Below are 17,831 nucleotides of genomic sequence, written 5' to 3' on the forward strand. Positions count from 1 at the left end.
GAAGTAGATGCCGGTGGCCCTGAAATCATTGAATTTGATCCATCCTGCGTGGTAAGATTTCATGTCATCTTATCCGACTTACGGATCCGATTGGACGAGGAGGTTTGAGATGGAAAGATATCTACCACAGGAGGTTCAGATGCAGTTTATGCGTCCAGCTCAGCTAGAGTCGGCGTTGCGTAAGTTCCCTGTTGTGTATGTTCCTTTTGGGCTGATCGAATGGCATGGCAGGCATCTACCGCTAGGCAACGATGCCCTTAAAGCCCATGGGGTTCTGGTCAAATGCGCTGAGATGTTCGGCGGTGTCGTCTATCCCCCGGTCTATCTCCACTGTGGGTTCAACCTGGAACATCTCATACCAATTTTAACTGAACTATTCGAGAGGCTTAAAAGGACAGGGTTTCGAGTGATCATAGGAGTCTCCGGACATAACGTGCAGGGGCAGATAGATATGATCAACAAGGCGCTCGAGCCAGTTTTAGCAGATGGAACTGTCGCAGGGATAGGTCTTTGGGAGGTTAGCCTGAGCGAATGCGAGGAATCGGGAACGGATCACGCTGCCAAGTGGGAGACATCCAATATGATGTTCCTCTATCCGGAGCTTGTAGATATGTCCGAGCTAGGCGATGGGCCGATAGATTTGGACATGAGTCCGCCTTTTGGGATCGGCGGGCAGGACCCTCGTAAACATGCCTCGCCGCAAATCGGGATGCGGAACATCGAACTGGCCGCGCGAGCGATCGGCGAAAAGGCGCGCCAACTGCTCGAATCCCTGCCTCCAGATCAAAGAGAGCCGGGGTTGAAGTCTATAGACCCCGAGAATTGGTGGTTGATATAACTTTGATAACTTGATAACTTAGCCTTCATCTGGTAAGATGCTTCTTTGAAGCCGCTCTGAAGGGAGGTTCATCATGGTTGCTTTACCGAGGTTAAGGGTGGATGCGGTGCGAAAAGTATTCGACGATGGAAACCATAACGCCTTCACCGACCTTTGTCGCTTCGGCGACCGTCTGTACCTCACGTTTCGCAGTTGTCCGGACGGCCATGGCGTCTTCTCGACATCAAATATCGTCATACTCTCAAGCGAGGACGGCGTGATGTGGGAGGAGGTCTTCAGGTTCGGGGTTCCGGGGAGGGACACTCGAGACCCGCACTTCCTCGTTTTCCGCGACCGGCTCTTCGTTTACACCGGGACATGGCTTGTGCCTCCGCCTGGGGGCGAGCGTGATCTCAACGATCACTTAGGGTACTGCGTCTGGAGTGAGGACGGCCTCACCTGGGAGGGGCCGAGGATGTTAGAGGGCACATATGGTCACTACATCTGGAGGGCCGCCTCCTATGGAGGAATGGCTTACATCTGTGGCAGGAGACGGAGGGAATTCGCCCCCTTGTTGGAGGGTGAGTCCACCCCCGAGCTCATAGAGGCCGCCCTGCTTGAAAGCGAGGATGGACTGATATGGCGATTTAGGGGGCTGTTCGCCGAGAGATATGGAGACGAGACGGCGTTTCTCTTCGAGGAGGATGGCTCCATACTGGCTCTTGTCAGGGATGGGAAGGGTAAGAAGGCCCTCTTATGCCGATCTAAACCACCCTACACGGAATGGATAAGGAAGGAGCTGGACCGCAACGTCGGCGGCCCTATGCTTGTGAAATGGGGGGAACGTTATTTAGCCGGAGGCCGAAGGACGATGGGCCCCGAAGATCCCAAGACCGTTCTTTACTGGCTCGCAGGAGATGAGCTTCATGAAGCCGCTGTGCTTCCGAGCGGAGGTGATAACTCCTATCCCGGTTTTGTGGCCTTGGATGAACGCCGCGCCTTAGTCTCATACTACTCCAGCCATGAGGGGAGCGGCACATCCCTACCGCCTTCGGCGATATACCTCGCGGAGATAAGCCTCATATAGAACCACCCCTATCTGAGCTTCAGTCTTATCCTGCGCACGCAGAAGGCATCGTATCTGCCTCTGCCCGAGAAGAGAAGATACATCTCCCTACCCTCCCTGCCGATCCACTTGGTCGGGAGGCGATAGGAATGTGTATCTCCGCAATCCCAACGATCCGTGTAAAAGGCGGTCGTCCATGGCCCCCATGGTTCAGGGGCGTCGAACAATCCCCATCCGCCCCTGTGGTTGAACCCCAGCGTCATCAGGTATCGCCCGATGCCGGGGTTATAGACGACATCTAACCTTTGGCAGTTGCCGTGAAAGGCGAAGACATGAGCCCGGGCCTCTATATCATCCGTCCAAAGGGGCTTCCCCTCATCATCCATCCCCCTGAAGAACTCATATGCCTCTCTGTCCCTTATCCTGGATTTCGGAACTCTGGCCAGCACGATCCTATCATATGATTCGTATGCGCCCGGACCGTCCTGAGAATAAACGTAAACGTAGTCATCGCGGGCGCCCCCATAGTTTCTGCCGAAATTGAGGAAGGTGGGACAGCCAAAGCTCGTCCTGAATCGGAATCCGTAGCTCCAGGTTTTACCGTGATCCTCCGACCAGGCGAGCCTCGAATTGCCGACGTTGCGTATCCACATGTATAGCACGCCGTCCACCATAAGCATCCCGCTGGCCTTCGCGCCTTTGGGGCCATCCCCGATATGCTCGCCGGTGGAAGTCCGGATGTTGACGCCGCGGAAATCAGGGGGAAATCCTATGATCTGGGCGATCCCCAGACTGAGCTTTCTCTCGGTTTTGGGCTCGAATCCCCATCCATCGCCATAGGCGGTATAGAGGCGGTCGTCGTCCCCCCATGTGATCGGCCAGTTGTCGCTGCCTTCAGCCTTTATGATGATCCGTGAGGATGGATCGAAGGAGACCGATTCGATAATGGGACTCGGAGGATAAGGCGGTAAAGCTGAAAGGCATAAGGGCGCGAACATAATGAAGGCGGTTATCATCTTCGACCCTCCGTCATCGTGTAGCGATCATTCGTAGTCGTTGAGCCATTCGGCCTAGCCGTCATTGAAACATCCGCCGCCCAGAAGCTTTGGACGGCGGATTCTGAACAGATCCCTCGATCTTCCGCTATGAGCTCGTTGCGGCCTTCTTCGGAGGCGGCAGGCGGTCGAGATAGATCTTGAAGTTGGCCCTCTTCTTCAGGCCGTTGAGCCAGCTTTCCAGGAGCTGTCGTCTCTTCTCCCTCTCCAGCTCCCTCCTGATCTCCCTCTTTACGTCCTCCTCGGAGAACTTCTTCTGTCTTTTGGGTTTTCTCTCCTCGCACCTGAAGACCATGTAATACTTCGTCCCTCTGATATCCTGTTCCAGGACGCCCTCATACATCTGACCGGGTTTGAGCGAGAAAGCGGCTTTGGTGAACTCCTTAGCCATCGGATATGTATCCCTGTCGAAGAACCCCGTATCACCGTTGTTTCTTCCGCCGGGACCCATGTTTTCGCCCTTGTCCGATATCTCCTTGGCGATCTTCTTGATATCCTCCCCTTTCTCCTTGATCCTCTTGTATATTTCCTCGGCCTTCTTCTTGGCCTCTTCCTCTTTGCCCTTCTCAGCCTGGATCGTTATGCAGGTCAGCCTGATCTTCTCCGGCTCGACAAATTCGTCCTTATGTTCCTCGTAGTACTGCTTCATCTCATCCTCGGTCACGTTCACCTTGGCATCGACCTCATCCTCCACGATCTTCTCGACCATGAGTTGGTTGAGGTACTCCGTCGTCTTACGGGCTATATCGAGATCGACGTTATACCCTTTGTCCTCGGCGGCCTTAACTTTAAGCATATCCTCGAGTATCTCGTTGAGCCGTTTCTCAATCCCCTCCTTGCCCTTGTATCTGCTCCGCTTGTATTTCGACATCTTGTTGAAGGAATCCTGAACGTCCTGGAGCGTGATCTTATATTTCCTCCCACCCCACTTGAACTCGGCCAGGACGATCTCAACGGGAGATTTCTTAGGGGATTTCACATCCTCAGGGATTCTATCCGGATAGAGTTTCACCTTTGCTTTCTTCTTTAGCGAGGATATCCACTTATTCGTGAGCTCCTCCCTTTTCTGTCTTTCGAGCGTTCTCTTTATGCTTCTTTGCACGTCCTCCTCGCTGAACTCCTTCTGCCTTGCGGGCTTTCTCTCCTCACATCTGAAGATCATGTAGTACTTTGTCTCCCCGATATCCTGTTCCAAGATACCATCGTACATCTGACCGGGTTTGAGCGAGAAAGCGGCCTCCGTGAACTTCTTGGCCGAGGGGAAGCTATTGCGAGAGAAGAACCCCGTATCACCGTTGTTTCTGCCGCCGGGGCCCATGTTTTCGCCCTTGTCCGATATCTCCTTGGCAACCTTCTTGATGTCCTCCCCCTTCTCCTTGATCCTCCTATAGATCTCCTCGGCCTTCTTCTTGGCCTCCTCCTCTTTGCCCTTTTCAGCCTGGATCGTTATGCAGGTCAGCCTGATCTTCTCCGGCTCGACGAATTCGTCCTTATGTTCCTCGTAGTACCGCTTCATCTCCTCCTCAGTCACCTTGATCTTCGACTCGACCATCTCGTCCGTGATTTTCTCTATCATCAGGTCACGCAGGTAATCATCGACCTTATCGAGCAGGTCATCCCTGGCGCCGTATCTCTTCTCCTCGGCGGCCTTAAGCACCAATCTGCTTTCGGCCATCAGCGTCAGATATTCCTTCCTCCCCTCTTCGGTGGCGTATTTCCTCTGCTTATACTTGGGCAGCTCACTGATCTCCTTCTCGAGCTCATCCAGGGTGACGGTTACCTTCTCGCCGTTCCAGGTGAACTCGGCGAGTATGACCTCATCGGGCTTGTCCTTCTCCCCGGCAGACGCCAGAAGGGTTGTAGTTAAAGCAACGGCAAGGAACACAAGCAGGAAAAACGGATTTAATCTACCGACCTTCATGTAACTACCTCCTCATTAGGATTTTGTGGAAAAGGGCGAGGTATCGCCCCTAAATTCTCTAACACCTCTCTTACGGCCTTGCATATTTCCCCCTTCTTCATTCTCCTTTCCAGCTTCACGGTGAGTTTTCCCGGCGGCGTCAGCGAAAACCGCCTGTCGGACTGCACGAGCGATATGATCCTTTCAGGATCGACCTTCGCCCTCCTCTCATCGAAGACGATCCTGATGTATTCGCCGTCTGAGGAGATCGCCTCCACGCCGAGCCGACCCGCCATGCGCTTGATATCGGCCACCTCAAGCAACGTTCGGGCCGGCTCGGGTATCGGTCCGAACCTGTCTTCCATCTCCTCCCTGAGATCCTCCACGTCCTCCCTGTCCCTCACGGACGCGATGCGCTTGTAAAGGGAGACCTTCTGGAAGGAGTCAGGCACATATCCATCCGGTATGTAAGCTTTCAGAGGTAGGTTTATCCTGGTTTCGACCTCTTCCTCCACCTCCTCGCCCTTAAGCTCCCTGACGGTTTCTTGGAGCAGCTTGCAGTAAAGCTCATATCCCACGGCGTTGACGTGACCGTGCTGCTCAGGGCCGAGGATGTTCCCCACGCCCCGTATCTCCATATCCCTCAGCGCTATCTTGAATCCCGATCCAAGATCGGTGAACTCCTCGATCACCTTCAGCCTCTTCTGCGCCCCTTCGGTTATCGATCGCGCCTTAGGGTAGAAGAGATATCCGTATGCCTTCTCATCTGATCTGCCGACCCTTCCCCTCAGCTGATATAGCTGTGCCAGACCCAGCATATCGGCCCTGTCGATTATTATCGTGTTGACGTTGGGCATGTCCACGCCCGACTCGATGATCGTGGTGCAAACCAGAACGTCATATTTTCGCGCTATGAAGTCCAGGACCACCTTTTCCAACATCCTCTCGGACATCTGACCGTGGGCGACCGCTATGCGTGCCTCGGGCACCAGCTCCTGAAGCTTGAGAGCCGTGGAGGCGATCGTCCCAACCCTATTATGGACGTAGAAAACCTGCCCTCCCCGCGCCATCTCGTTGAGGATGGCCTCCCTTACGACCTGGGGATCATACTCCATGACGTAGGTCTCTATCGGCTTTCGGTTTTCGGGAGGGGTCTCTATCACGCTCATATCCCTTATGCCGGATACGGCCATGTAAAGGGTCCTCGGAATAGGCGTGGCGGTCATGGTCAGAACGTCCACCTCCTTGCGCAGTTGCTTCATCTTCTCCTTTTGCCTGACGCCGAACTTATGCTCCTCGTCGATGATCAGCAACCCCAGATCTTTAAATTTCACGTCGTCTTGAAGGAGCATGTGCGTTCCGATCACTATGTCAACGGTTCCACGCCGGAGCCCCTCCAGGATCTCCCTTTTCTGCTTGAGCGTTTGAAACCTGCTGAGCATCTCGATCCGTATGGGGAAATCGACGAACCTTTCGGTGAAGGTCATGTAATGTTGCTGTGCCAGCACGGTTGTCGGAACCAGCACGGCCACCTGTTTGTTATCCATGACGGCCTTAAAGGCGGCCCTCATGGCGACCTCCGTCTTGCCGTATCCCACATCGCCGCAGATCAATCTATCCATCGGTCTGGGCTGCTCCATATCCCGCTTGACCTCCTCTATCGCCCTGAGCTGATCCGGCGTTTCCTCATAGGGGAAGAGGGCCTCGAACTCCCTCTGCCATGGGGTGTCCCGGGAGAAGGCATGGCCGGGAAGCGTCTGCCGTGCCGCATACAGATTTAAGAGCTCCTCGGCGAGCTTCCGGACCGACTCCTTAACCCTCTGTTTGACCCTCCTCCATGACGTGCCGCCGAGCTTGTCTATCCTGACCCTCGCCTCCTCCGATCCGCCTATATATTTCTGGACGAGGTTGATCTGATACGTCGGCACGTAAAGCCGATCCCCGCCCGCATATCTTATCGCCAGGAAATCCTGAACCGATCCCTCGACCTTCATCCTCCTGAGCCCCTCATAGATCCCGATGCCGTGGGAGACGTGGACGACGTAATCCCCCTCCTTCAGATCGGTATAGCTCAGGATCGGCGCTCCCTCCCTGAATTTCCGCCGCCTGTGGACTCTATACCCTCTTCTATCAAAGATCTCGGCGTCGGAGAAGAGGATCATCCTCAACTCATCCGAGACGAAGCCTGCCGAAAGGCTTCCGATACTCAGCGATATGGAGGATCTATCGAGGTTATACGCCTCGATCACCTCCTCCATCCGCTTCATCTTTCCCTCGCTTTCGCAAAAGATATGTATCGAGTAACCCCTCTCCTGCCATCTCCTCAGCTCCTCGAGGAAAACCCTGACGTTGCCGTGGATTCCGGGCGATCGGGTGTCGAAGATCACTCCGTCCCCGTCCGGACGTGCCGTCAGCGAAAGGGATATCGAGGTGAAACGGGATATCCGCTTGAGAACCTCATCATACCCCAGGAAAGCCCCATCGGGCGGCACGGCAAGATGCCCTAGATCCCGTCTCTTACGATAGATCGTCCTCATGCTCTCCATCAACTTCTCCGCCTCCCTCTCGATCCACACCGGTTCGTCCATGAGCACGAGGCTGTCTTCGGGCAGGTAGTCGAGGATCGTCCCGGCATCGGGATATATGAAGATCAGATACGGGTCCAATCCCTCCAGATCCTCCACCCCGCTGATCCTCATATCCAGCTCCTCAAGCTTCTCGCGGATGGCGGGATTTCGCTCCTGGCTGTAGAGCCTTTCGAACCTCTCCTCCCACTCCTCGATCGCCTCATCCTCTAACACGAACTCCCTTGCGGGCGGGATTGTGATCTCATCCATGTGGGAGATGGAGCGCTGGGTGGACGGATCGAAAGATCGGATGGAATCTATCTCATCGCCGAAGAACTCCAGCCTGACGGGCAGGTCGGCCGTCAACGGATAGACGTCCAGTATCCCGCCTCGAAGGGCGAACTGCCCCTTCACCTCAACCATCGGCACCCGATCATATCCGGATCGCTCAAGCCTTTCGGCCAGCTTCAGTGGAGAGATCTCAGTGCCGCGGCGAAGTCTGAAGAGGTTTCGGGACAGGACCCTCTTGGGGATTATCCTGTGCATCAGGGCGGCGATAGGGCAGATCGTCACGGTGCTCTCACCCTCTATCAACGCCGCCAGGGCCGACATGTGATCGGCTATAACCCCCTTAGGCGGGGAGGTATCGGCATATATATGCGAATGCCACTCCGGGAAGATCCTAAGCCTCTCCTCGCCGATCCAGCTCAGATCGGCGAACAGCTTCTCCGCCTCCTCCTGTGATGAGGTGATCGTCAGTATGGGGAGGTTCATTTCCTCATGCAGCGAGGCCACAAGCAGCGATCGGGCTGAGCCGTACAGCGAATGTACGGATATCAACCTCTCGCCCGATCTCAACCTATCCGTGAGCTCCGCATATGCCCTTAGCCTTTTAAATCTATCCAGAATATCCCTCATACCTACCTTCCCCAACCTCACGGCTGAAAAACGATGAAGGCCGAGTTCAGTTTACCTAAGGGTGTATAAGAAAGGAGAGGTTTTATCCTTATCTAAGCGTTGAAAAGCCCTGGCACTTTACGGCGTCCTCTTGACGATGAAGATCGAAGGGGATTATAATTTTGCAGGCGAATTTGCTCCTCTCTGTGCGAGTGGGAGCGTTACTTCAAAATTCACATAAAGGGGGGTAGTTGATGAGAACTGTTATTTTTGTCCTCACGATGTTCTGTTTGGCGGGCTCGCTGCTTTCAGCGGGTGTCGCGAAGCTCTCAGATGACAAGGCTTTGATCCTGTATCTGCCCTTTGATGAGGGAAATGGGGACAAAACCTATGACCTGTCGAAATCCGGTCTCGTCGGAAAGCTGGTCAAGAATCCGAAATGGGTGGATGGGAAGTTCGGCAAGGCGCTGGAGTTCGATGGCAAGAGCAATTATGTGCAGATCGATGAGGATTTCAGCCCACAGGCCGAGGAGGAAGAGGGGGAGCTCTCCATCTGCGCCTGGGTGAAGGTGCTCAATGTAGCTACCGACGCGCACTCACAGACCAGACAACCCATCGTCATGAAGGGGTTCTCAGGGGAATGGGAATATGCATTATATGTCTATGACGACCTAGGCGCTGGATTTTCCCTGTGGCAGTGCGGTGGATCGGGTCATAGCGAGCCACATGGTGGGGCACTGACCAAAGATGAATGGCATTTCGTCGCCGGAACCTATAAGCTGAAGGGGGATACCAAGGTCTACATCGATGGTAAGGTTGTTATCACCGATTCGAGCCGAAGGGGCAAAGCCTGTAACGGAACCAGGCCCATAATGATCGCTCACAGGGAGGACGGCCAGTTCCTCAATGCCGTGATAGATGAGGTGAGCATGTGGTCAAGGGAACTGAGCGAGGATGAGATCAACCAATTGATGAAAGGTCCTCTGATGGTAGCCGTTAACCCGTCAGGACTTTTGACAACCTGTTGGGGACGGCTGAAATCGGAGAGATAGATTTCCGACATGGCGGGGAGACAGGCGATTCCTGTCTCCCTTGAAGATCCTTTACATCAACGATATATATGGAGTCCGGGGATGAAAAAGGTGGAGATATCGGTCGTCGTTCCAGTCTATAACGAGGTCGAAAATCTGGAGGAACTTCATCGAAGGCTTACCGAGGAGCTGAGGAAACTGAACAGATCATATGAGATCATTATAGTGGATGACGGCAGCGATGACGGCAGCTATGAGCTGCTGAGGAAATTGACCGAGAAGGATCGACATCTTAAGGTAATTCGGTTCAGGCGGAATTTCGGACAGACTCCTGCTCTGAGCGCGGGATTTGATTTCGCGAAGGGAGAGATAATCATCACCATGGACGGCGATCTGCAGAACGATCCGGCTGACATCGGTCTACTGATAGAGAAACTCCAGGAGGGATATGATCTCGTGGCCGGATGGAGGGCCGACAGGAAGGATAAACTGCTTCTCAGAAAGATCCCCTCATGGCTCGCCAATCGTCTGATCAAAAAGAGCACAGGGATCAAGTTGCATGACTTCGGCTGCACTCTGAGGGCGTATAAAAGCGATCTGGTTAGGGATATCAAACTTTATGGTGAAATGCATCGATTTATACCTGCTCTGGCCGCACTGGCCGGGGCGAGGATAGCTGAGATCAAGGTCAGGCATCATCCCAGGCTACATGGCAGGTCGAAGTATGGCATCTCCCGAACGATCAGAGTACTCCTCGACCTCATAACCGTTAATTTTCTCCTCCGTTATGCCACAAGACCCATTCAAGTCTTCGGGCTGGTCGGGCTGATATCAGGGACGATCGGGTTTCTCATTTGCACCTATCTCTCCATAGGCAAGCTGTTCCTCCCCGATCCGTATAAGATCTCTCTTCTCGAACACATGCCGCTTCTGATGCTTGGGATACTGCTGATCTTGGTCGGCGTCCAGTTCATTTCAATGGGGCTGTTGGGTGAGCTGATCGTCAGAACCTATTTCGAATCCCAGAATAAGCCGATATATTATGTGCGGGAGGTAATCGGCAGGGAGGAAAGAGGATGAGGGATATAGCGCTTATATTGGTCAACGTGCTTTTTACGGTGATGGGGCATACGATGTTAAAGCAGGGGATGAGCCAAGTAGGTAGGATAACGGGAAACCTGGATGTGATCAAGAGCTCATTTATCAGAGCAGCATCAAACCCATTCGTCATATTTGGGCTTCTGATCTTCGTCTTCACCTCGATGTTATGGCTGGTGGTTCTGTCAAGGGTTCCGCTGAGCATGGCATACCCGATGTTAAGCCTGAGCTATGTGTTCGCCATATTCATCTCATGGTTTATATTTAAAGAACACATACCATGGACGAGGGTGGTAGGAGCGGTCATCATCTGCGGCGGGGTATACCTCGTATCACTGAAATGAGGAGGAGGAAATGGCGGAGATAGGAACTGGAAAGCCCTCGTGGAGGGCGATGCTGATGTCGCTCTTCCTGCCGGGCTCTGGGCAGATTTACCTTCGAAAATGGGGTAAGGGAATCTTGATCCTTATCGTGGTTTTATCTGGAATCCTCATCTCGTATATCAACGCTTATCCCTCCAAGGAGTATCTCATCTGTAACTGGAGCGGAGGCAGAAAAATAGTCTTCAGGCCCGTCAGATATCTTTTCTACACTGGAATAGCTCAAGCCCTGGCCGCATGGATATGGGGTGTCGTCGACGGGTGGAAGGGAAGGCGGAAAATTAAATAGGCGGTACCCCTCCCCCACCGCTCGTTTCATCCCTGTAACCACCGGATTCGTTGTCGTTCGTGCCTCCTCCGATATTGCTGCTACCGCCGTCGAGATCCGTGCCGTTGACCTGGCTTTGGGGAAACACCACATCTAAATCGGATACCCCGTCATCTATCACATCCATATCCTGCATCAAATCATTCCAGATATCCATTATCTGGTCGCCTACATTGGCTATCGTCGCCGTCAGAGCTAATCCGATCAGCCCCGTGATTATCGTATACTCCACTATCGCCTGACCCCTCTGGTTGAGGAGCCATACCTTGCGAGCGAGCAATTCCCACACCTCCCTTATATCTCTGATGAACCGAGCGGGGGGAAAATCGATGAGATGAAATTACATCGTAATTATATCCCTTTCTTAGATTAAAGTCAAGGAAGCTGCGTGCCCAGCAGGGCTTTTCAATGATTTGGCATAATCAGGCGTGGTAAGGGCGTTTCCCTGTGCGTGCCTCCGAATCCGGCAGGCACGGGGCCTGCTGCTACAGCGCCAGCGGAAAGCGTTGAAAACCCCTGCGGCCTGTTGCTCCATCTTGATGAGACGAAGTCTTATTTGATATAATCTTATCGGTTTTTCAAGGATGAGCTTGATGGCTTTGGAGGTTTAAAGAGAGGTCCGGTCGAAAGGAGGGGTTGAGATGCCGACTTACGAGTATGAATGTAAGAGATGTGGCGTCAGGTTTGAGAGATTTCAGAGCATGAGCGAGGAACCGATCAAGGTATGCCCTGAATGCGGCGGCGAGGTCAGAAGGCTCATAAGCGCAGGAGGTGGGGTGATCTTTAAAGGGTCCGGCTTCTATGCCACCGATTACCGCAGCGAAAGCTATAAGAGGGCTGAAAAGAAGGAAAAGGAGAACGCTTCAAAGTCTGAAAGCTCATCCGGGGAGAAGAAGAGCGAATAGATCTAAACCTTTAACCCCGCCTCCATCTCTGAAAGGAAGGAGATGGAGTTGACGAGAATGGCGGATGTCGCCTGATCCCCTGGGGTTCCGCCCTCAATTCTGAGATGCAAGGGCGGTATACCCTCTATTTTCACCTCGTCGCGTGGATTTTCCGCATCCAGATACATCTCCAAACGTAACCTGATGGGCTCGTTCCCCTTTTTATACCTGCCCGTTGCCCTTTGCCGTACGCCTATCACGCGGCCGGGCGGGACGTTGAAGAACTCCGTCTTAACCTCCCTTCGGGCGATGACAGGGCTGATCTCCTCCTCGATCTCGTCCACCTCGAGACCCAACCTCCAGGCAAGGTAGGCAAGCGACTCGCTCAGGCCGGCATGTCCCCCTTCACCCCGTGATATTCTTTCTATGAACTCCCCGGCCGTCAATCCCGATCCGATCTTTGCCTGAAGGGCCCTGCGCCTCGTTGAAGCGTTGACAACTCTGATCACCTCGATCCGACTTACCTCCTGACACACCTGAGCGAGGAAGGCGGGAAGCCTGTCCATCACAAAGCCCGGGTTCACCCCCGTTGCATATACGATCGTCCCGTTTCGACGACACAGCTCATCCAGCTCATCCGCCATCTCAGGTGAGTTAAGCCACGGGAAGATCAGCTCCTCACAGGAGGTTACGACGTTTATCCCGGCGAGGATAAGCTCCTTTAAGGTGGGGAAAACAGAGGGAAGCGTGGAGGCGGTCGTGAGAATCGCCACATCAGGTGTGGGATGAACCCGTCCGATCTCCTTTACCACCTCAATTCCCGTCCTTCCATCCAATTCCGCCAGATCGGAGAGATCCCTGCCGATGAGGTCAGGCGATATATCCACCAGGCCGACGAGCTCATATCCATCCTTCTTGTAGATCAAGGCCGCCGTCTCGATCCCGATCCGTCCGAGCCCTATCACGGCGACCTTTATGATCCCAGCCGCTTTGGAGCTTCTGGGTTTAAACCTGGATCTCCTTACCACCTTTAAGCCACCCATCTTCTTTCCTTCTTCAGCTCCTTCTGTTTCCTGTTTAGCCATTCCACGGCGTAATGTATCAGGTTTTCCATTATGGGCGCGTTGAGCTTGATGTTATCCGGGGTTTCATTCTTCAAGGCGGTGACGATGAACATGCCGTCGCCATATTCCAGCTTCAGGATGGCAGCGGCCTCCTGGCCGTCGAGTTTAACGGTGGCCAGCACCTCATAGTTATCGCTCCATTTGATCCACGGATCGCTGACGACGAGATGTCCGGATTTCACCTTATTCGGTTTCTGGAAGAGGTTGTCGGCCTGAGATTCGGCATCGAACTCCTGGATCTGATCTGATTTCCTCCCTACAATTGGCTCAGGGAGCCATGTCGTCCTGCATGATCGCCTCGGCCTGCTCTTTTGACCCATCGCTATAACAACGCCGCCATTAGCGACATAACTCTTGATCCTCTTCTCGATATCGTAGTTGAACCGATATCTCTCATCCGAGATCTCAGCATAGCTTATCCAGAGGATATGGGATTTATCGAGGCGAGGCAGTTTTTTATCCTTCGTCCTCTGCAGGATGACCTTCCTGTTTCCGACGGCTTTGACCCTTTGGAGGGCGGCGAATTCCAGATCCTTCACGTTTCCGGTCAGCATCAGGACTTTCACCGGCATGCCGATGCTCCTACCTTTATATTTACCCTTACCGGCAAAGGCCAGGGGGAAGTAAAGGATCTGCGGTTTCGGTCTTCTCAGGTTGCGATCGAGACTCAATATCTTCAACAGCGCCATCTGGGCGACTGTCGCTCCGGTACGAGGGGATTTTATCCTGCCGTTTCCGTTGCCGAGGAGCTTTCCGAGCGGCCTGAGTCTGGAATCGGCATCCTCATATAGCCTCTCCACCTCCCATCTACGTGCGTAGGCGTGTGCGATCTCCTTGACGTCCATCCTGTTCTCCTCGAGATTGGTCACATATCCGTGACGGATGTTGATATATTTCAGGGGATGCCCGTCCTTATCCGTGAGCAGGAAATCCTTCGGCGTCTCGCTCAATATCATCTCGGTGAGCGTGCTGAGGCTCAGCAGCTTGGGTTCATACTTCTCAGAGCGGTGTCTGATGCTGGCGTATCCGCGAGGCATCGTGATATCGGCCATACGGTGGGTTTCGAAGGAGAGCTTTATCTCCTGATATTCATGGAAAGGAATCGGAATCGCCGTTTTAACATCCTCAAAGGGCGAAACAACCACACCTGCAACCGGCCTGAGCGTGATCTCGAACTTGCCGAAGGGCTCGATGAACTTGTATATCTTCCATTCAACATTGGGCCTTCTGCCACGAAACCCCAGCTTCTGAAGCTGAACTCGGAATGGACCGCGGTTATATATGATCAGCTTATCTCCTTGTCTTTCGAACTTTAAGCCGTGAGGATCTATGTAAGCGGTTCCTTTCTTACGATCTCTCTCCCAGACTTGAAACTCCCAGTAATCCCTGTAATTGACCTCCATCAGCTCGATCCACTCGTTGGTGTAGTCCGCAAGCACTCCTTCATATTCCTGCTTACCGGCTGCTACGACGACCTTTGTGCCGACAAGGCGGTCTATCAGCCGGTCATATACCGTTTCAACCGTATACTCCAACGCCTCACGGGAGGTCTCCTCGATGAATTTCTGAGCTTCAACCGCTTTAAAACGGCTTTTAACTTGTCCGATTATCTTCGTGAGAATCTGATTGAGTGCGTTTTTGAGGGTATTAAAGGCAACCTTAATTTTTCTGCGAAGCCTGACGGCGAGTCTGGGATGATAGACCTTCTCGAGCTCATTATCCCTCTCCTGCCTCTCATGCTCCAACATCACGTCATGATATCTGACGAAGGCGTGAACCTGATCCTTCCACTTACCTGAGAGGAGAAAACTTGCCTCTTTGCCCTCAACCCTGAGCTTCTCGGAGACGATCTCGATACCTGTGGTCTCAAGTCTGAATATGCCGTCATAGAATTGCTCATTCCTCAGTTGAAGCCTGACGAATTTGCCGCGGAGCTTCTTGAGGCACTTATCCTTGCGGATCAAGCTGAAAATAGTGGTGACGATCGTGGTAAGTACCACGAAGATAGCTCCCGAAAGCAGTGTGTGATCGTTTATAAAATCGAGGAGTTTCCTCCAGATGGTTTTATCCTGTGCCGTTTCGGATACCGCCGCCGCTAAGGCCAGGGTCGGCAGAACCACACCTATCAGATAGGAAATGACCCTGAGGAATTTCACCTTGATCTTCAACTCCAACTCACCTGCCTCTTTCAATCTTCGAACTGTCCGCCGCATTTGCGACAGAGAATATAAAACTGGATGTCATCCTGCTGGGCGTATTGCTTCATCAGTTCCACCACCTCATCCGGCAGATCTCCTCCGCATTTAGCGCATTTGTAAAGCGAACCTTTAGGCGGTGGAACCTTCGATAGATCGCCCAGCATCTTCCCCCATATCCTAAACTCCTCCGGTATGGGCGTTCCAACCTGTTTGGCTATCTCAAGCCCCCATCTGATCAGCCTTTGGAACTCCTCGAAGCTTATCTCCTTGAACGGCACCTCACCTCTACGCTCGACCTGTTCCTTGAGCTCCTCCTCCGTCAGATCGGCGTCCACGAAGCAATCCCTTATCCCCCTCTTCCAGAGATCAAGCAGGATAAACATGGCCTGCAGATTACCGTCCGGCTTTTTACGGGCTATCACAGCCGAGACCATTCCCTGAAGCATAGAATCGGTTGCCAGACAGGTATAGACCGGGAATTTCTCCTCCGGTAATGCTCTGCTGCGTCGGATCAGCGGTGCATAGTAATAACAGCTCTCATTGCATCCTTTGATGTTACCTCGAAGCCTGCGGCAGCAGGATGGACAGATAACGACCTTCAGCGCCTGACAGTAACGCTTTCCCTGATTTACGCGACAGACACGGCATTTGGTTCTGACACGGCGCCTTTTCTTCTTAAACATCGAGACGAACAGCTCATCTCGGGTTGTCGGTCGAATCTCCTCCGATCTCAATCGGATCAGCCTCCCGCCGGCCCGCCGGTCTGAACCCTAAGCAGATCGGCCAGGTATTGTGCAATTTTATCCGCTATCTTTTCGGCGTCAACCTCAGCGAAGCTGAACAGCTCTTTAAGAATGGGCATAAGGGCGCTGGTATCAAGCAGGCTTGCCGCGACGCGCCCCATCGTGCTCTTGTCTATCCCTTTACCTCCGCTTACGCCCATATCCAGTATCTTGATCTCACCGATCCTCTCAACCGGCTTCATCAGCCGCTCAAACAGTTGAGGTGAGGTCTCGATCAATGAGAGCAATGCCTCCTGAACAAGCACCCTCTGTTCGGCGACGTTTCTGGCCTCCAAGTGGGCCATCTCACCTTGTGCCTTCGCCTTCGCCTCGGCCAGAATTGCCTCGGCGATACGTTCGATAGGTTTAGCCTGGGCCTCAGCGTTGATCAATGCCACCTCACGCTGCCACTCAGCCTCTTTAACGCGTTGAGTAGCTGTGACGTTGACCTCGGCTCCCACCTTCTGCGCGACGGCCTCCAACTGATCCTTCTCGGCGAGCTCCGTGATCTTGTGCTTGTTGAACACCTGGATCTTCCTGTCCTCATCCAACAACGTCACAACCAATTCCTGATTGATCCTCGATTTCTCAACGGCCAGTGTCTTCTCGATCTCGGCCAGTTGGACCTGCCTATCACGTGAGATCTGAGCCAGCTCGACGGCCAAATCCTTCTGGATCTCCCTCTCCCACACCGCCTGTTCCATGTTTACCTTGGAGAGCTCAACGTTCAACATCCTCTCGATCTCCCTCAATTGAACCGTCTGCTCCTGGGCGATACGCGCCGTCTCAACCTTCAAGGTCTTATCTATCTCAGCCAATTGAACCTGTCTGGTCTGATCGATCTGGGAGGTCTCCACAACTAGGTTCTTCTCAATGTCCCTCAATTGCACGGTCTGTTCCTGGTTGATCCTGGCAGTTTCCACGTTCAGAGTTCTCTCGATATCCCTCTCCATGACCTGTTGTTCCTGGGCGATGCGGGCCTTCTCAACGTGCAGCGTCTTTTCTATCTCTCTCTCCAATACCGCCTGCTCCTGCGCTATCCTTGCTAACTCCACCTTCAAGGTCTTATCTATCTCAGCCAATTGAACCTGTCTGGTCTGATCGATCTGGGAGGTTTCAACCACCAGGTTCTTCTCGATGTCTCTGAGCGTGACCGCTTGCTCCTGGTTGATCCTGGCAGTTTCCACGTTCAGAGTTCTCTCGATATCCCTCTCCATGACCTGTTGTTCCTGGGCGATGCGAGCCTTCTCTACGTGCAGCGTCTTCTCTATCTCCCTCTCCAGCACAGCCTGCTCCTGCGCTATCCTTGCTAATTCCACCTTCAAGGTCTTATCTATCTCAGCCAATTGAACCTGTCTGGTCTGATCGATCTGAGAGGTTTCAACCACCAGGTTCTTCTCAATGTCTCTGAGAGTAACGGCTTGCTCCTGATTGATCCTGGCCGTCTCCACGTTCAGTGTTCTCTCAATGTCCCTCTCCATGACCTGTTGCTCCTGCGCTATGCGGGCCTTCTCAACGTGCAGCGTCTTCTCTATCTCCCTCTCCAGCACAGCCTGCTCCTGCGCTATCCTTGCTAACTCCACCTTCAAGGTCTTATCTATCTCAGCCAATTGAACCTGTCTGGTCTGATCGATCTGGGAGGTTTCAACCACCAGGTTCTTCTCAATGTCTCTGAGCGTGACCGCTTGCTCCTGGTTGATCCTG

Annotated in this window: 15 protein-coding genes; 7 read left to right on the forward strand and 8 right to left on the reverse strand. The window is 53.3% G+C overall.

The genetic code is table 11. From position 1 onward, the window contains the following. Positions 1 to 109: 109 nt before the first annotated feature. A complete protein-coding gene (locus tag J7M22_03275) occupies positions 110 to 838 on the forward strand; it encodes a creatininase family protein (GenBank protein MCD6505626.1) in 729 nt (242 codons plus the stop codon). Positions 839 to 911: 73 nt separating this feature from the next. After that, the gene (locus tag J7M22_03280; protein MCD6505627.1) at positions 912 to 1,904 is read left to right on the forward strand and encodes a hypothetical protein; all 993 of its coding nucleotides are present in this window, start codon (positions 912 to 914) and stop codon (positions 1,902 to 1,904) included. An 8-nt stretch (positions 1,905 to 1,912) separates the two neighbouring features. Here the strand turns inward: J7M22_03280 and J7M22_03285 are convergent, their stop codons facing one another. The 3 genes from J7M22_03285 to mfd all read right to left on the reverse strand — a co-directional run bounded on the left by J7M22_03285 (position 1,913) and on the right by mfd (position 8,323). Continuing rightward, positions 1,913 to 2,899, reverse strand: coding sequence for a DUF4185 domain-containing protein (locus J7M22_03285; protein ID MCD6505628.1), 987 nt, complete (start codon positions 2,897 to 2,899; stop codon positions 1,913 to 1,915). A 127-nt stretch (positions 2,900 to 3,026) separates the two neighbouring features. Further along, on the reverse strand, positions 3,027 to 4,859 hold the full coding sequence (locus J7M22_03290) for a peptidyl-prolyl cis-trans isomerase (GenBank protein MCD6505629.1): 1,833 nt from the start codon (positions 4,857 to 4,859) through the stop codon (positions 3,027 to 3,029). Next, positions 4,856 to 8,323 carry a transcription-repair coupling factor gene (gene mfd / locus J7M22_03295; protein ID MCD6505630.1) on the reverse strand — a complete coding sequence of 1,156 codons (3,468 nt, stop codon included), beginning with the start codon at positions 8,321 to 8,323 and terminating at the stop codon, positions 4,856 to 4,858. The genes J7M22_03290 and mfd overlap by 4 nt, the downstream gene beginning before the upstream one ends. A gap of 233 nt (positions 8,324 to 8,556) precedes the next feature. Between mfd and J7M22_03300 the strand changes: the two genes are divergently transcribed. From J7M22_03300 to J7M22_03315, 4 genes are all read left to right on the forward strand, one after another. Then, entirely contained in the window at positions 8,557 to 9,354 is a 798-nt protein-coding gene (locus J7M22_03300; GenBank protein ID MCD6505631.1) for a LamG domain-containing protein, read from the forward strand. A gap of 81 nt (positions 9,355 to 9,435) precedes the next feature. Next, positions 9,436 to 10,413, forward strand: a complete 978-nt coding sequence (locus J7M22_03305; protein ID MCD6505632.1) for a glycosyltransferase family 2 protein — start codon at positions 9,436 to 9,438, stop codon at positions 10,411 to 10,413. Further along, positions 10,410 to 10,775 carry an EamA family transporter gene (locus J7M22_03310; protein MCD6505633.1) on the forward strand — a complete coding sequence of 122 codons (366 nt, stop codon included), beginning with the start codon at positions 10,410 to 10,412 and terminating at the stop codon, positions 10,773 to 10,775. The genes J7M22_03305 and J7M22_03310 overlap by 4 nt, the downstream gene beginning before the upstream one ends. A gap of 10 nt (positions 10,776 to 10,785) precedes the next feature. Continuing rightward, the gene (locus J7M22_03315) at positions 10,786 to 11,100 is read left to right on the forward strand and encodes a hypothetical protein (GenBank protein ID MCD6505634.1); all 315 of its coding nucleotides are present in this window, start codon (positions 10,786 to 10,788) and stop codon (positions 11,098 to 11,100) included. On the opposite strand, the gene J7M22_03320 is transcribed toward J7M22_03315, so the two are convergent. Beyond that, positions 11,093 to 11,419 (reverse strand): hypothetical protein, encoded by a 327-nt coding sequence (locus tag J7M22_03320; protein ID MCD6505635.1) that lies wholly within the window; start codon positions 11,417 to 11,419, stop codon positions 11,093 to 11,095. The genes J7M22_03315 and J7M22_03320 overlap by 8 nt on opposite strands. Positions 11,420 to 11,780: 361 nt before the next feature. On the opposite strand from J7M22_03320, the gene J7M22_03325 reads away from it, so the two are divergent. Continuing rightward, on the forward strand, positions 11,781 to 12,044 hold the full coding sequence (locus J7M22_03325) for a zinc ribbon domain-containing protein (protein MCD6505636.1): 264 nt from the start codon (positions 11,781 to 11,783) through the stop codon (positions 12,042 to 12,044). Positions 12,045 to 12,046: 2 nt separating this feature from the next. Here the strand turns inward: J7M22_03325 and J7M22_03330 are convergent, their stop codons facing one another. The 4 genes from J7M22_03330 to J7M22_03345 form a co-directional block, all read right to left on the reverse strand. Continuing rightward, positions 12,047 to 13,066 carry a dihydrodipicolinate reductase gene (locus J7M22_03330; protein MCD6505637.1) on the reverse strand — a complete coding sequence of 340 codons (1,020 nt, stop codon included), beginning with the start codon at positions 13,064 to 13,066 and terminating at the stop codon, positions 12,047 to 12,049. Beyond that, positions 13,054 to 15,321, reverse strand: coding sequence for a hypothetical protein (locus J7M22_03335; GenBank protein ID MCD6505638.1), 2,268 nt, complete (start codon positions 15,319 to 15,321; stop codon positions 13,054 to 13,056). The genes J7M22_03330 and J7M22_03335 overlap by 13 nt, the downstream gene beginning before the upstream one ends. A gap of 14 nt (positions 15,322 to 15,335) precedes the next feature. After that, positions 15,336 to 16,079, reverse strand: a complete 744-nt coding sequence (locus J7M22_03340) for a hypothetical protein (protein ID MCD6505639.1) — start codon at positions 16,077 to 16,079, stop codon at positions 15,336 to 15,338. A gap of 5 nt (positions 16,080 to 16,084) precedes the next feature. Further along, positions 16,085 to 17,831, reverse strand: a 1,747-nt coding sequence (locus J7M22_03345; GenBank protein ID MCD6505640.1) for a hypothetical protein, incomplete at its 5' end; no start/stop codon positions are given.

The organism is Candidatus Poribacteria bacterium (genome assembly GCA_021162805.1).
Taxonomy (GTDB): Bacteria; Poribacteria; WGA-4E; order B28-G17; family B28-G17; genus JAGGXZ01.

Bases quoted from the DNA above. Each gene is read 5' to 3' on its own strand.
- J7M22_03330 (MCD6505637.1), bottom strand. From the start codon at position 13,066: ATGGGTGGCTTAAAGGTGGTAAGGAGATCCAGGTTTAAACCCAGAAGC.
- J7M22_03285 (MCD6505628.1), bottom strand. From the start codon at position 2,899: ATGATAACCGCCTTCATTATGTTCGCGCCCTTATGCCTTTCAGCTTTA.
- J7M22_03305 (MCD6505632.1), top strand. From the start codon at position 9,436: ATGAAAAAGGTGGAGATATCGGTCGTCGTTCCAGTCTATAACGAGGTC.
- J7M22_03325 (MCD6505636.1), top strand. From the start codon at position 11,781: ATGCCGACTTACGAGTATGAATGTAAGAGATGTGGCGTCAGGTTTGAG.
- J7M22_03275 (MCD6505626.1), top strand. From the start codon at position 110: ATGGAAAGATATCTACCACAGGAGGTTCAGATGCAGTTTATGCGTCCA.
- J7M22_03280 (MCD6505627.1), top strand. From the start codon at position 912: ATGGTTGCTTTACCGAGGTTAAGGGTGGATGCGGTGCGAAAAGTATTC.
- mfd (MCD6505630.1), bottom strand. From the start codon at position 8,323: ATGAGGGATATTCTGGATAGATTTAAAAGGCTAAGGGCATATGCGGAG.
- J7M22_03300 (MCD6505631.1), top strand. From the start codon at position 8,557: ATGAGAACTGTTATTTTTGTCCTCACGATGTTCTGTTTGGCGGGCTCG.
- J7M22_03315 (MCD6505634.1), top strand. From the start codon at position 10,786: ATGGCGGAGATAGGAACTGGAAAGCCCTCGTGGAGGGCGATGCTGATG.
- J7M22_03290 (MCD6505629.1), bottom strand. From the start codon at position 4,859: ATGAAGGTCGGTAGATTAAATCCGTTTTTCCTGCTTGTGTTCCTTGCC.
- J7M22_03310 (MCD6505633.1), top strand. From the start codon at position 10,410: ATGAGGGATATAGCGCTTATATTGGTCAACGTGCTTTTTACGGTGATG.